Genomic DNA, 15,384 nt, shown 5'->3' on the forward strand with positions numbered 1-15,384 from the left:
AGTAAAAACAAATGGCTATGAATATAAAACGGTTGAGCATCATCGGTATTACTTCGCTTATGCTGATCTGTTCCTGCAAAAGTTCGCTGGACCTCAAGCCTAAAACTGACCTTGATGCCGAAACAGCGTTGAGCGGTTATGAAAACCTGAAATCGGCGTTGAGTGGCGTGTATTCGCTGGTAAATAATTACAAGTACCTCACCCCTTATATGAACCTGGTGGAGCTGAGTACTGATAATGTGGAAGTGATGAAAGCCGGGAATAACGCCACTACCGCGGGTATTGAATGTTATTCCTTTAAACGTACCGCTTCAATGATGGACATACAGGCGTGGCAGAATGCTTATAAGCCTATCTATCACGCCAATATGGTGATCAACGCCGTTCCCGATGATGCAGCGCCCCGGCTGTTGCAGTTGAAGGCAGAGGCGCTTTTTCTCCGTGCCATGCTGCACATGCAGCTGGTACAGGCATTTGGCAGACCATATGTACAAAATGCAGGCGCCAATGCAGGTGTGCCCTATGTGGTTTCTACCGATCCGGCTTTACTGCCTTTCAGAAATACCGTGAAAGAAGTGTATGCCCTTGCCGCAGCTGATTATGAAAAAGCGGCCGGTATGCTTTCTGAAACAAAGTCGAACGCCTATGCCAGTAAGGCCGCTTGTTGGGCTGCCCTGGCTGATCTGTACCTGAATGCGGGCGATAATGCCAAAGCGATCACCTATGCTGAGAAAGTCATCAACAGCAATCAATATTCCCTGGTGACGGGCAGCACTTATCTCACTTATTTCAATACAGACCATAGCGGTGCAGCAGACAAAGAAACCATCTTTACCATTAAAAGTGTGGATGGACAGGGCAAAGGATTCTATGGCCTGGGTTATAGCTACACGCAGACAAAATATGCAGCGGTGTCAGCTCCTTTGCTGAGTTTACTCACCGAAACAACCGGTGATGTGAGACTAACATTTTACAGTAAATTATCCACCGCCAGTGGTGACAGGTATTTCACTACCAAATTTGTGCAGAACGGCAATGCCGCTGTTAGCTCACCGGTGATTTACCGTTTGGCCGATATGTACCTGATACGCGCAGAAGCCAATGCCAAAACCAATCCACAGGCAGCACTGGACGACGTGAACCTGTTGCGTAAGCGTGCAGGCATTACCGGTAGCGGCCTGTATCAGTTGTCAGATCTTCATGGGCGGACGGATGTTTTGCAGGTGGTGCTGGATGAAGCGAGAGTGGAGTTTGCCTTTGAGAACGGCCGCCGCCGGGCAGCACTGCTGCGCAATGGTTTGCCGGTCATCCGGGATTATGCCGGCAGCACGGTGCCAGGCAGTCATATCAATATTCCCGCCACAGACAACAGTATGATCTACCCGCTTCCCGCGACAGAGGTCACTGTCAATCCTAATCTTACACAAAATCCATTTTAATCCGTCATATGAAAAAGATTACCACCACCATTATCGGGTGTATGGCGCTTACCGCCTTCGCTTATGCTCAGGAGAAAAAACCTTTTGTGCTTAATGGGAAAATTACCGGTCAACCTACCGGCAAACTGTATGTGATGTATGAAGATGCTGCCGGTAACAGGACCTTTGACTCCCTGGTGCTGAAGAACGGCAGTTTCACCGTGAAAGGAGAGATTGCCGGTGCTGCTATCGCTTATGTTCGAAGTGCCAGGCGGGAAGACAGTCCGGCTACAGTAGTGCTGTTGCCCGGTTCCCAGCAGTTCATCGCAGCCGGAAATAAACTGAACCTCGCTAAAGTGACCGGTAACAATGCCAATGCCGGCGTATGGGATTTAGCGCAGGAGAAAGCACTCATCCAGCAGAAACATCAGCTGAGACTGGATTCCCTGCGGAAGGAAAAGGACCATGACAAGGCAGCGGATATCCGTGAAAGACTGGCGCCTTATTTTGAAGAAAACGACCAGGCTGACTACCACTATTTCCGGAAGTATCCTACGTCCGCGCTGACGGCTTATATGCTGCGTTATCATGTGGCAGACCTTCCGCTTGATACCCTGCAACACTACTATGATCAACTGGGGGCAGCTACTCAACAGACCGGCTTTGCCAAATACATCGCCGATGAGCTCAACAGGCTCCGTCATGGTTCACCAGGAGCAGTAGCAACAGATTTTACTGCAAGGGATATACAAGGAAAAGACTTGTCGCTGCGCGATTACAAGGGGAAATATGTGCTGCTCGACTTCTGGGCCAGCTGGTGTGTGCCCTGTCGCAAAGGCAATCCACACCTCAAAGAATTGTATGCCCGTTACCAATCCAAAGGATGGGAAATCATCGGCGTCTCTGATGACGACAGAAACGAGAAAGCCTGGAAAACAGCCGTAGCCAAAGACGACCTGCCATGGAAACATGTGCTCAGAGGCGCAGACATGTCCAGGCTGGAAGATAATCCGAATGATATTTCACTCAAATACGGTATTCATTCGTTGCCCACAAAAATCCTGATTGACCCGAAAGGCGTGATCATCGGGCGTTACGGCAGCGAAGGCGATGAGCTGGACAAGAAACTGAAAGAGATATACGGAGAATAAGCAAAAACCAATCATCCTGTAAAGGCTGGGCGGCAGGGCCGTTCAGCCTTTTTTTAAAGAAAATTTTTGCGATAGTTGTTTTTTATAAAAAAAATTCTACTTTTGCGACCCATTGGTGATTGCCCAATAGTATAATGGTAGTACGACAGATTTTGGTTCTGTTTGTCTTGGTTCGAATCCAGGTTGGGCAACAAGAAAGAGAGTAACTACCTCCCATTGAAAACTCTCAAAAATCTCAAGACCGCTACAGCTATGTAGCGGTTTTTTTGTTTCCCGGTATAACCCAATGGCATGAAAACCAATTGTCCATAAATGAACAAGGCTGCATTAAAAGCGGACAAAAGAACTTTCTTATAGTATTGATTGTCATTATGTTATTTCAATGGCATTTTATTGGTACCCTGGAAGTATCTTTCAAAAAAAACATCCCCCATGTTTCGTAATTATCTGAAAACAGCCTGGCGTAATGTAGTTAACAATAAAGTTTACAGCACGCTGAACATTTTGGGATTGGGTACCGGTATGGCCGTGGGTTTGCTGATCACCCTGTGGGTGGTAAATGAATACTCCTATGACCGTTTTTTACCTGGTCATGAACATCTTTACCAGGTGATGAAGAACAACCCCGATAACAACGGGGGCGTGAGAACGGTGAGTACCGTATCGCTTCCACTGGTAGATGCTTTGCGGAAAGATATTCCCGGTATCCGGTATGTGGCGGTAACAGACTGGCCTATCAATCACGGGTTGATTGCCGGGGATAAAAAACTTTATATCCGGGGCAGTGGCGTAAGTGAGGACTATTTGCGGATGTTCCGCTTTACCATGTTGGAAGGCGATGCCACCAAAGCACTACAGGACCCTTACTCTATTGTGTTGTGTGCTTCTACCGCCAGAACATTGTTTGGGACAACAGATGCTATAAACAAGATTGTCCGTATCGATAATCAGCATGATTTGAAAGTGACGGGTATTATTCAGGATGTACCGGCCAATTCCTCCTTACAGTTTCAGTACCTGATACCGTTTTCTTACCTGATACAGACGCAGCCCTGGATGCAGGCGGCACGTAACGACTGGGGTGACAATTCTTCCCAGGCCTTTGTGGCGTTAGAGCCGGGAGTATCTTACGAAAAAGTATCAGCACAGATAAAAGATATTATCCATCGTTATAGTCCTCGCAGGACAGAACCGATTTTCCTGCATCCGATGGACAGGTGGCGGCTCTACAGCAATTTTGAGAATGGGAAGGAGAGTGGCGGCTTTATCACTTATGTGAGGATGTTTACATTGATTGGTGTATTGGTATTATTGATTGCCTGCATCAATTTTATTAACCTGTCGACTGCCCGTTCGGAAAAGCGCGCCAGAGAAGTGGGCGTGCGTAAAGCTATTGGCTCCGGGCGGCGCGACCTGGTGATACAGTTCCTGTTGGAATCATTGGTGCTCACCAGTCTGGCTGCGGTATTGAGCATTGGTATTTTGCAACTGGCGTTGCCGGTTTTCAACCGCGTAATTGATGGTGATTTGTCTGTTCCTTATGGTGAGCTGTCAGCATGGGGTATATTGGTGTTATTTATTATTGTTACGGCTGTATTGGCAGGAAGCAGACCAGCGTTTTATTTATCCTCCTTTGAGCCGGTGAAGGTGCTAAAGGGTGGTCAACAGGCGGGCAGGTCAGCAGCGCTTCCCCGCAAGGTATTGGTAGTGGCGCAGTTTGCAGCATCGGTGGCATTGATCATCAGCACCATCATTATTTATCAACAGATCCAGTATGCAAAAAAACGACCGGCAGGTTACAGTACTACCGGCTTGCTGTATACTTACATTAGTGAAGATATGAAGAAGAACTACCACGCGCTGCGGGAGGAACTGCTGCAGAGCGGTATGGTGGAAAGCGTGGTAAGAGCTTCCAATCCGGTAACGTCCATCTGGTCACGCACGGTGGTGGAAGAGTGGAATGGACGGCAGGGTAATCAGCCGCTGGTGGTGTCAGAAATTGGGGTGTCGCGGGGCTATTTCTCAGCGATGGGTATGCAGTTAAAGGAAGGGCGCGATTTTCAGGAATTACAGGCGGCAGATTCAGGTTATGTGATCATTAATGAAGCGGCCGTAAAGCGAATGGGGCTTAGTGCTCCTGTGGCTGGTCAGCATATTAGCTGGAGAGGGAAGGAGCGTGTAGTCGTTGCCGGTGTAATAAAAGATGCGGTGATGGAATCTCCGTTCAAACCGGTAGAACCGGCCGTATTTACCCATCAGGAAGAGGATGCAACCACCCTGTTATACCGCTTGTCGGAAAAGGCGGATATACATACTGCACTCGCGAGGATCACCCCGATTTTCAATAAATATAACCCGGGGTATGCCTATGACTATACCTTTGCGGCTGACAGTTATGATAAGAAGTTTAAGCTGGAGACGCTGTCTGGTAAACTGGCGGCTGTTTTTGCTTCGCTGGCTGTTTTTATTTCCTGCCTGGGTTTGTTTGGCCTGGCTGCATTTATGGCGGCACAGCGGACACGCGAAATCGCTATCCGCAAAGTGATGGGGGCTTCCCTGGTGCAATTGTGGCTGTTGTTATCGAAAGATTTTGTAGCGCTGGTATTTATTGGTTGTTGTATAGCCGTGCCGGTTGCTTTTTACAGTCTGCAATACTGGCTGGATAAATACGCCTATCGCATCGATATTGGCCCGGGCGTATTTGTGGTAGCCGCAGGCGGCGCATTGGTCATCACCATCTGTACTATCAGTTATCAGACTATTCGTGCGGCGCTGATGAATCCGGTGAACAGCCTGAAAGCAGAATAAGCCCGTACAGCAGTTAGGTAAGTGGTTTCATCAGTTTTATGCTCGGCAGGTGTTTTCGGATCATATCCACCAATTCCTTTCTTGTAAAAGGTTTGAGCAGAAAGTCAGTTGCGCCGGCGGCCATAAATCCTTCCTGTTCCTGCAGGAATGTTTCTCCTGAAGAGACGATAGCGGGGATATATCGGGTAGTATCATCATCGGTAGCGCGCAATGCCCGGAGGAAGTTTTTTCCATCCATGACAGGCATTTTACCATCGGTGATGATCAGGTCTGGCGTGATCATTTTTAGTAGTTCCAGTGCCTCCTCGCCGTTTTCCGCAAAGTAAGGTACCGCGCCCATACTTTTAATGGCAGCGCGGATAGAGGCCTGATTGAGTTTATCATCTTCCAGCACCAGGATGATATAGTCCTGGTATATTTCTTTTACCGGCTCAAAATTGCTGCTCTCCTGCACTTTATAGCCTTCTTTCAGTGGTATGCTCAATGTGAAGCTGGTAGTGGAACCAGCGGTAGCAGCAGTGAGTGTGCCTTTTATTTTTTCCACCAGTTGTTTGGTGATGGACAGTCCCAGCCCGGTGCTTTCCACTTTGTTCTCCCTGTTGGCATGGGATACAAAGGGGAGGAAGATCTCATTCAGCTGTTCCGGATTCAGTGAACTGATATTATGTGTTTCAATGTGGATTTGTTCACCGGCTTTTAATACGTTGAACCGGACAACGGTATTTTTGGCGGCGTATTTCAGGGCATTGGATGCCAGGTTGTTGATAATTTTGCTGAGGATCGTGTTGTCGGAGAGAATGTACTCCGGTAGTTTGGCGTCGTAGTTCAATACCACGTTGATTTTCCGGGAAGACGCGATGGGGCGTTGCATCAGCATACATTCGTTGATACATTCCCGTAAGCTGAAATTTTCGTTTTTGACTTCGTTGAACTGATTTTCTTCTATTTTGGCGAGATCAAGTTGATTGTTGATAATTTCCCTGATGAGCAGGGAGGCTACCTGCAGATGCTCTGTTTCCTTGCGGATAGCAGCCACCAGTGTGCTGTCATTCAGTTGCGCCACTTTTTCGTTGAGCCCTTCAGCGATGCCCATGATAGACGTCAGCGGCGTCCTGATTTCGTGGTTGGTTTCCCGCAGGTATTTGGTTTTGGCTTCGGACGCTTTTTTTAGTTCCGCCATCATCGTGCGTACCTGTTTGATATAGAAATAAAGCATGATGCCATTCAGGGCGGTGCCTGTCAGCACTACAATCAGCCGGATGGCCAGCATGTTGTTGTGGCTGAAAGCGATGGGTTTGAACCAGTGAAATGTGTAATTCAGCTCGAGGAGAACGACCATCGCGCCAACATAAGTCCAGAAAAGGTTCCGTGTTTTTCTGCTGGTCATCAGCAGATCAGAAGCGCCCATGAGGAAGGCGGCAAGCAGGTGTATTTCAGAGATAGGTCCCAGCACAATACCATAAAACACCAGTGCTGCGTCCAGTACCACAAAGAATATCAGGATAACAGTATCCATGCCGATGCGCCGATGCAGGAACGGCAGGCAAAGAAACAGTATGCCGACAAACAGCTCCAGATAAAAGGCGGGTGCGAAATCAATCAGGTAAAACACTGCCATGCCCAGGGTAAGTGACAGCACAGCGAGCAGCAAACAGATCGTATTAAAAAAGGATACGGGTTTATCGGAATAGGCAGCAATTTTCATAGTTATTCAACAGTGGCATGGATAATGTAGCCCGAAATTACTTTTTTCTATTTTAGGAATACTAATCCTTACACTATTTTTGTTCAGATACTCATATTGCCTGTATCCGGAATACCAGATAGCAATGAATGTTCCTTTTTTACCATTGACATGATACCCGAGACCAATACCATCAGCTACAGTTACCCGGCCCCATCGGCTTTTATAGCCGGGGGAGCCCCCCGTTTATTACTGGCGGGATACAGTGAAACAGAAAAAGCCACCGGCCCGGCTTTCTTCCAGGGAAGCCTGGAGCAGCCTTATATCACGGCCCGCTGCCTGATAGCCTTATCTAACGTGGTGAGATCATCGTTTACCTTAACGCCGGCTACCGCCGCGATGATGAAAGACCCGATTGTGACAGCTGGCGCGGAGAAGCTTCGTTTTGAGGGTTTCTCCCAATGTGCCGGTGTGTATGCGCGGGTAGATGTATTGCCGGGAGGCCATAGCGGAACTTTCCCTGCTAATGGCACGGTGAACGTGGATTTTAATCAGCCAATGATCAATGCGTTGCATGCTGTGAGCAGGAACGATACGTTACAGCTGATGGTGAATGCCCGGGAAATCAGCGTACAAAGCCAGCCAGAGGAGAGCATTACAGAAAAGAAGGTGCCGCTGCCGGTGAAATGGATCAAAGGCCTGACGACGGTACAACTGTTCCTGGCGGCATCGGAGAAGGTACATACTTTGAATAAAGTACAACTGCGGCAGCTGTTTCAGGGCATTCCTGCCGGTGCCGTGAAAACAGATTATTACCTCACTGTGCGGGGTAACAGACCTGCGTTTTCCCCGGTGAAAGCAGCCAATGCTGTTTGTGTGGGCGGCATACACCGGTTGCGTTTATTGGAGCCGCTGTTGCCATTGGCCGACGAGCTGCAGGTATTTGTACATCCGGACATGCAGAGCACTACGTGGCAGTTGTATTTCGGTAACGTAAGATTCAGCCTTAGCCTGTCACGCGAAGCGTGGCGTGGCTTTTCGGGGGAGGGCGCGGCACTGGATTCGCTGATCGCTGATGTGCCGGACCGGCTTATCAGCGCGATGGACAAATACGGTCATGTGAACCAGGAATTTAATGCCACGTTGCTGGCCGTGGAAGAGCAGGCTGGTTTTGAGGAGATAGATCAGCTGACAACACGCCTCGCTGCCATGGGGCTGCTGGGATTTGATCTGGACGACAACGTATATTTTTATCGTCGCCTGCCGTTTAAGCTCAACAGGATCATGAGCCTGAATCCGCGTATGAAGGATGCAGAGCAGCTGTTAGCGGAAGATAAGGTGGTTATCATCTCCCAGCAACAAGATAAGGTGGAAGCCCGTGTTGCCGGCAGTGGTGTTACGCATACTGTGATGATCGATGGTGACCTCGCCCGATGTACCTGTACCTGGTTTGCCAAACATCAGGGAGAACGGGGCCCTTGTAAACATATTCTTGCTGTACGAAAAAAGATAAATTGACATTTAACCCAAAAATGATTGTATGACACATCTGGAAGAACTGGAGCAATTGTTAACCACAGAGCGGGATCAGGATATTGTTCCGTTTTTACGACGTTTAACCCCCGAAGAAAGAAAGGCGCTTAAACCAGGCCTGACCAAACTGGATACCTATTACTCCGAGTTTGTAGAGACTGATCAAAAGAACTGGAGGAGCAGAATGACCATACCACAGGCGAAAATACTGGCCATCGCCACATTTGTATGCTACGACAGAAATGCTTTTCAGCGCACTAATTTCCATTTTACGTTGTTCCGTGACGGTTTGCTGGGGAAAGTTATTTCCTGGTATATGCCGGACTGGTTCGATGCATGGATGCAGGAAATGGCAGAAAAAGAAACACTGCCCGGTGACGTGGATTATAGGATGATGATGGAGCTGCAAGCTGGTGGGTTACTTACGCTAACGCCTACACTGGTGGTGAGCCGGTTGCCGATGGCCATCAATGGTAAACACCGCCTGTACGAGCCTGCACGGTTGTTTGAGTCTCCAGTTACCCTGTCAGAACATTTCTGGTACCTGTTCGAATATCCGTCCAACGTACATTTCAGCGATAGCTGGACAAACAGTAAAAAAACAGGCGACTTTGAACCCAACTGGAAAGGGTTTATTCAGCAGTATACCGGTGATGGCACTATCAACCGGAGGCGGGTACTGGAAGAGTGTCTGAAAGCCGTGAACCGGAACTTCAATAAGTTACAGGTAGGATGGTTCGTAGACCTGTTAACGTTACTAAAGCCGGAGAAAGCCGAGTTGGAGCAGTTACAACCTTTGTTGTTGCAGGCATTGAATTCTCCGCAGTCAAAGGCAATCAATACGGCACTTGGTTATCTGAAAGTGCTTGCCGCTGAAAAAAGTTTTGAGCATCAGGCTTTGCTGGACCATCTGCCGCAGGTGATGGCTACCGATAAAAAGAACATTATCACTACCACTATACAGATATTGGAGAAAGCGGGCAAAACACATCCGGAAATAAAACCACAGGCCTGTCTGGAGCTCTGTGCAGCTTTCCTTTCCAAAGATGAAGATGTGCAGACTAAAGCTGCGAAGCTGATCCTGCAATGGGCTGATAAAAATGATGCTGCTTTAAGAGAACAACTTTCCCAATACAGCAGCAGTATGCTCGCCAGTACCCGGAATGTTTTGCAGGAGCTGATGGAGGGCCACGCCGATACGGAAGTAGCAGCGCATGAGGAGGTAGAGAGGCTGCCGCTGATCGGAGAGCATAACCGTATTCTTACAGAAGACCTGATATTCTTTGCCAGTCAGGTTTTTGAAAATAATGCCACCTGGCATTTTGATCTGTTGCCAGCCATGCTGCTGGCGGCACAGGATACTATGACCACAGAAACGTTGTGGCAGCTGGAGCCGGCCTTCCAACGGGCGGCTACTGTCTTAAAACGGCCGTCGGGCAACATGGGCCTGCTGGACATTACCCAGGCTGTTTTTTTCCTGAACTATGGTAAATGGATGGCGGATAATGATGCCGCCTATACGGCAAAACTGAATGAAGTCAAAGGCGCGCAGCACTGGTGGCGTACGCGGCATGAGATGCCTGAACTGGAGCACTGGAAAACTTCCCGTACAGAGAGTGCTGTATATATGCCTCACCGGAAATTGCTGGTCCTGGCTTTGAAAAAAATCCGGGAGAAAGACCCGTTGCCGTTGCTTTCTACACCTAGCCATGAACCGGGATGGATAGATCCGGAGGTATTGGTGCAACGGTTGGCGTTGTACCAGTCTGCCGGTGTATTGCCGGACATGCTGGACATGCAGATCGCTATTGCGCGATGTGCCTTGCAGGACACCGCCGCAGCGTTAACGTTAGTACAGCAATGGCCTGCGGGCGAGTATCAACGATTGTTTACTTTCCTGTTGGATGCCGCTGCTTTGCCACAGGGGCCTTTCTCGATGGAAGTCGCCTGGATGCAGGCAGGGCTGACCAAGGCGCCGTTGACCACTTATGAAGCTTTTGCCGGATTTTCGTATAACCACTTGCCGGTAGCACTGCTGAATGGCGACTACGCCTGGAAAACAGGTGGCAAGCCTTACTTGGCGTATGGCCAATACAACCGGGAAAAAGGAGATTATGACCGGTATATGTCCGAGGAACTGGTGATGGACATTACCTTTCCTGAAGGGGATATTCTCAAAGGAGCGTCGCCATTGTTGCAGGAATACCTGAATGGTGTGGGACAGTACATGTCAGTTTCCATTACGGATGTGGCCAGGCTGTTGTTACTGACGCCCAATCACCCGGATGTATTGCTGGCAAGGGTCATGCAATCCTGTCAGCGTTCTTCCGCGTATTACGAAGTGAATGAAACAGGCATTGTATTAAATACGCTGAAAACGTTGCACAGCCTTGATATACCGCATTCAGAAATGAGGTATCTCTGTATTGCCCTGTGCATGTTGCATGCTGATAAAACCGTCAAGGGATATGCAGCTGAATACTGGAGCAGCCGGATACCTGACCGTATCAGCAGCGAAAAACTGGGACAGACGATCGGTATGCAGCAACGGGTATCCTGGGCACCTATGAAGCGGCTCACTGATCTGATCAGCACACAAACGCAGATCAGCCGTCTGCAAAACGAAGCATTGGAAACATTGCTGACAGCCTGCCTGTCTGTGTTTACGGACACGCCGGTGAAAGACCTGAAAAAGCTGCTGGAAGTGTATGCGGAAGTACTGGCCATCAATAACAGCAGTATCACCAATACTGCGGTGATACAGCTTTTAAATGCATGGCAGGGCAGCAGTACCGTGAAGAAAGCGGTGCAGCAGCTGTTGAAACGGGTAGTACAGCAATAGGCCATTTTTTCTGTGTACTTTTGGAAAAATATCAGATGTCTGCATCCAAAAAACTGGTCGTCATAGTGCCGATGGAAGGTACCTCCCTGCTGGATATTGCCGGTCCCTGCGATGTTTTCGCGCAGGCCACCAAAATACTCCGCAATGATCCACAGCAGGAGCATGAGGGTTATGAGATACTGCTGGCTTCGCCGGGAGAGGAGCATCACCTGAAAACGCAAAGTGGCGTGGAAGTGATATGCCCCGTAACGGTAGCTGAGCTGGACCGGCCTATTGATACTTTGTTGATCGCCGGATTGGGCACTGAATTTTTTGAATATAACCGTCACGATTTTTACAAGTGGCTGAATGACATATATCCCCGCCTGCGCCGTATTGGCTCCGTATGTATCGGGGCTTACGCGCTGGCGCGGGCGGGGCTGCTTAACGGCCGCCGTGCCACCACCCACTGGCAATACAGCCAGGACTTCCAGGAGCAGCACCCCGATGTTCAGGTAGATACCAATCCTTTTTACACGCGTGACGGCAACGTATATACGTCCGGTGGCCTGGCCTCCGGTATTGATCTGGCCCTTGCCCTGCTGGAAGAGGATTATGGCCGCGACTTGGCAGCACTGGTAGCTAAAAAAATGGTCATCTACCTAAGGAAGCCCGGGTACCAGGCACAGTTCGGCGATTTGCTCGATCATCACCAGTTGGCCAATACCCTCGCCGGTAAACTGCGCCCCTGGATGGTACAGGTGCTGCATGAGGACCTGAGCGTGGAGCGCCTCGCTGCACAGGCGAATATGAGTCCCCGTAATTTCGCCCGCGTGTTCCTCAAAGAGTGTGGCCTTACGCCCGCTAAATTTGTAGAGAAATTACGGGTGGAAACCGCCCGCAAGTATCTCGAAGAAAGTGATCTCAGCACAGAGCAGATCGCTGAAAAATGTGGCCTTGGCGGCATGGTGTCCATGCGGCGGGTCTTTCTCCGTCATCTCTCTGTATCCCCCAGCGATTATCGCCGGAATTTCCGCACTTCCCTTCACCATTGATTTGGCAGAAATTGTATATTTTTCGTCATTTGAGACAAGTAGTGGTTGCGGTACTTTTGTACTGTAACCAAAATTATTCAAGCGATGAAAATAGCTATCAATGGATTCGGCCGTATCGGAAGAATGACCCTCAGAGCTTTACAGCATAAAGACAATGTAGAAGTAGTTGCCATCAATGACCTGATGGGTGCAGATATCCTCACCCACCTCTTCAAATATGACACCGCCCATGGAAAATTCCCCGGCACTGTCTCTCATACTGACCAACACCTGATCGTTAACGGAAAAGAAATACTGCTTACCAATGAAAAAGATCCTGCCAATCTGCCCTGGGGTAAACTGGACGTAGATATGGTGATCGAATCTACCGGAAGATTCACGCATAAAGACCAGGCACAGGCGCATATCCGCGCAGGTGCCCGTCGCGTACTGATCACTGCGCCGGCTTCCGGCGGCGTGAAAACTATCGTGGCAGGCGTGAATGAAGATATTATTGAAGCAACAGATGAAATTCTGTCTACCGCTTCCTGCACCACTAACAGTATCGCCCCTCCGCTGTTTTTGCTGGATAAAGCTTTCGGAATAGAATCCGGTTTTATGAGCACGGTACATGCTTTCACCATGGACCAAATGTTGCAGGACGGCCCGCATAAGGATTTCAGAAGAGCCAGGGCGGCCACGCAGTCCATTATTCCTACCACCACTGGTGCGGCCAAAGCTATCGGTGATGTGTTGCCGGCGCTGAAAGGTAAACTGGATGGCTTCTCTTACCGTGTACCCGTGATTGACGGCTCCATCGCTGAATTGTCACTCGTATTGAAACAGCCGGCTACTGCGGCGGACATCAATGCACTGTTCAAACAACATGCGGAAACAGATCTGAAAGGTATCCTCGAATACACAGAAGAGCCTTTTGTATCTGCTGATATTGTGGGCAATACGCATTCTTCCATCGTAGATGGCACCATGACAAGAGTGATCGGCAACCTGGCGAAAGTGGTGGCCTGGTATGATAATGAAGCCGGTATTTCCAACCGCATTGCGGAACTGGTGGCTACAGCATCTTACGCTACAGCCGAAGCGCAGGGATAGTTTAAACATCTTGGGTATAGATAAAAAAATCCCCCATTGATATTTTATCAATGGGGGATTTTTTATGTGATCTGTTATTGTTTACTGGTAATTGTAATTGTTCCAGTAAGGCAGTACGCCACGTTGGTTAGCGGGTACCCAGAAGATCGGGGAAGTAGTATTGTTTTCGTTGGCCACTTTCGCGAAGTTATCCGGATTGTTGGTCAGCTCCACAGTAGGATAGTGCACTCTCTCCGGCATCGGTTTCCATACGGAAGCATGCCAGGTGAAAGGCTCCAGTTTCGGGTGACGGGTCCTTCTCAGTTCAGCCCACAGTTCATATGGTTGCAGCAGGTTGAGGTGGATATATTTCTGCTGCATCAGGATTTCCATTTTGTCTTCCAGTGTAGGCGCTGCCACAAATTTGGCTTTGATATTGTCGCCCCAGCCATAGACGATAGCATCGGTAGGCTTGGAAGGGTACAGTACGGAATCCCGCGTGCCCCGTCCATAGGTGCTGAGCTGGTTGAGGTAGTACCAGAAATTAGTGGAATGCACCACTTCATCTTTGATATGCTCTTCGGCGGCTTTGCCGGTATTACCCAGATTTTTCAGCGCAATCTCAGCCAGCAGCAGGTCCAGTTCACCCAGGGTTACCATATACACCGGCAGGTTTTCATTGCGGTGCAGTGTGATATGGCTATACATGGATTTAGCGTTTGTAGACAGGGAAGAAGCGAGGTTGTCTGCAAATGCATAATACTTCTGTCCGCTGTTGTAGAGTGCAGTCTGCTCTTCGATATTGGCGGAAACACCACGGTAATCTTTGAATTTGGTAGGCATCGCCAGTACCGGCAGGCGTGGGTCATCAATACCAGGTTGATAGGTGGAGTCACCATAGTTCAACCGTTTCATGATGATATTGGGAATGAAAGACGCATAGGTGTTTTCATAAAGGCCACGTTGCCAGGTACCTCCGCCGAGTACATCGATCTTATACCACATGGTCCAGGTAAGATCAGTGGTAGGCAGAGGTTTGCCTAATGCTTCCTGTATCAAAGGTTTGGCATATGCTTCATCTACTCCGGCCATACGTACCAGCATTTTCAGGCGGGTGAAGTTGATGAATGCCACCCATTTATTGATATCTCCCTTAAACGCGTAATCCTGTTGCTGAAAAACTGTTTTGGCGGGATCAGACATCTGGCTGAAAGCAGTCGGCAGTGTGTTGACCAGTCCGCCCAGATCGGCAATGATAGACTGGTATACCTGTTTGGGATCATCATACTTCGGGAAGAGGTATTGTGTACCGCCTTTTACGCCCTGAAAAGCGTCGAAGTAAGGAATGGAGTTGAAGAAATCCACCAGTTTGCCACATTGGTACAACTTCACGAAGGTGGCCAGTTTCAGGTATACATCGCCATCCTGTTTCATTTGACCGGTACGCAGTTCTACGGAGTCTTTAATGACTTCATAGTTTTTCAGTTTAGTATAGCTGTTCTGGAAATAGGACTGGCCGGAGATGGGGAAATCATCGAAGCCGTTGCCGCTGACCAGGTCATTGTAGCTGCTGAACCAATCGTAGCGATAGGAGATGTACCGTTGTGCCACCTGTCCGTAGCCGGTGATGCTGGTACCGCCATTGAGGAGGTAATACCATTCTCCATAGTCCTGCACAAATATTTTGTTGTTGGTGATCAGCTGTGTGAACAACCCGGGTACTACGTCGGTAACGGAGGCGTTCAGTTTGTCCGGGTCATAGAACCTTTTCTCCACATCTTTTTTACAGGCTGTGAAGGTAGCGAGGGCCATCATGGCTATATACAAGTATGATTTTTTCATG

9 protein-coding genes and 1 tRNA gene are annotated in these 15,384 nt (G+C 48.9%); 8 read left to right on the forward strand and 2 right to left on the reverse strand.

Going from position 1 to position 15,384, the window contains the following annotated elements:
- Positions 1-17: 17 nt before the first annotated feature.
- The 4 genes from HHL17_RS30235 (at position 18) to HHL17_RS30250 (ending at position 5,377) form a co-directional block, all read left to right on the forward strand.
- On the forward strand, positions 18-1,439 hold the full coding sequence (locus tag HHL17_RS30235; protein ID WP_169228553.1) for a RagB/SusD family nutrient uptake outer membrane protein: 1,422 nt from the start codon (positions 18-20) through the stop codon (positions 1,437-1,439).
- A gap of 8 nt (positions 1,440-1,447) precedes the next feature.
- The gene (locus tag HHL17_RS30240; protein WP_169228554.1) at positions 1,448-2,569 is read left to right on the forward strand and encodes a TlpA disulfide reductase family protein; all 1,122 of its coding nucleotides are present in this window, start codon (positions 1,448-1,450) and stop codon (positions 2,567-2,569) included.
- A gap of 120 nt (positions 2,570-2,689) precedes the next feature.
- Positions 2,690-2,760: transfer RNA gene (locus HHL17_RS30245), tRNA-Gln, on the forward strand.
- Positions 2,761-3,001: 241 nt separating this feature from the next.
- Positions 3,002-5,377 (forward strand): ABC transporter permease, encoded by a 2,376-nt coding sequence (locus HHL17_RS30250; protein ID WP_169228555.1) that lies wholly within the window; start codon positions 3,002-3,004, stop codon positions 5,375-5,377.
- A gap of 13 nt (positions 5,378-5,390) precedes the next feature.
- Here HHL17_RS30250 and HHL17_RS30255 read toward each other — a convergent pair whose 3' ends face one another.
- Positions 5,391-7,082: an ATP-binding response regulator gene (locus tag HHL17_RS30255; protein WP_169228556.1), complete on the reverse strand. Its 1,692-nt coding sequence runs from the start codon at positions 7,080-7,082 to the stop codon at positions 5,391-5,393.
- A 150-nt stretch (positions 7,083-7,232) separates the two neighbouring features.
- Between HHL17_RS30255 and HHL17_RS30260 the strand changes: the two genes are divergently transcribed.
- The 4 genes from HHL17_RS30260 (at position 7,233) to gap (ending at position 13,562) form a co-directional block, all read left to right on the forward strand.
- Positions 7,233-8,579: an SWIM zinc finger family protein gene (locus HHL17_RS30260; RefSeq protein ID WP_169228557.1), complete on the forward strand. Its 1,347-nt coding sequence runs from the start codon at positions 7,233-7,235 to the stop codon at positions 8,577-8,579.
- A 22-nt stretch (positions 8,580-8,601) separates the two neighbouring features.
- A complete protein-coding gene (locus HHL17_RS30265) occupies positions 8,602-11,436 on the forward strand; it encodes a DUF6493 family protein (RefSeq protein ID WP_169228558.1) in 2,835 nt (944 codons plus the stop codon).
- A gap of 35 nt (positions 11,437-11,471) precedes the next feature.
- A complete protein-coding gene (locus tag HHL17_RS30270) occupies positions 11,472-12,470 on the forward strand; it encodes a GlxA family transcriptional regulator (RefSeq protein WP_169228559.1) in 999 nt (332 codons plus the stop codon).
- Between the two features lie 84 nt (positions 12,471-12,554).
- Complete coding sequence (gap, locus tag HHL17_RS30275) at positions 12,555-13,562, forward strand: type I glyceraldehyde-3-phosphate dehydrogenase (RefSeq protein ID WP_206156224.1); 1,008 nt, start codon at positions 12,555-12,557, stop codon at positions 13,560-13,562.
- 81 nt (positions 13,563-13,643) lie between these two features.
- Here the strand turns inward: gap and HHL17_RS30280 are convergent, their stop codons facing one another.
- The gene (locus HHL17_RS30280) at positions 13,644-15,383 is read right to left on the reverse strand and encodes a SusD/RagB family nutrient-binding outer membrane lipoprotein (RefSeq protein ID WP_169228560.1); all 1,740 of its coding nucleotides are present in this window, start codon (positions 15,381-15,383) and stop codon (positions 13,644-13,646) included.
- Position 15,384 lies beyond the last annotated feature (1 nt).

The organism is Chitinophaga fulva (genome assembly GCF_012927205.1).
Lineage (GTDB): Bacteria > Bacteroidota > Bacteroidia > Chitinophagales > Chitinophagaceae > Chitinophaga > Chitinophaga fulva.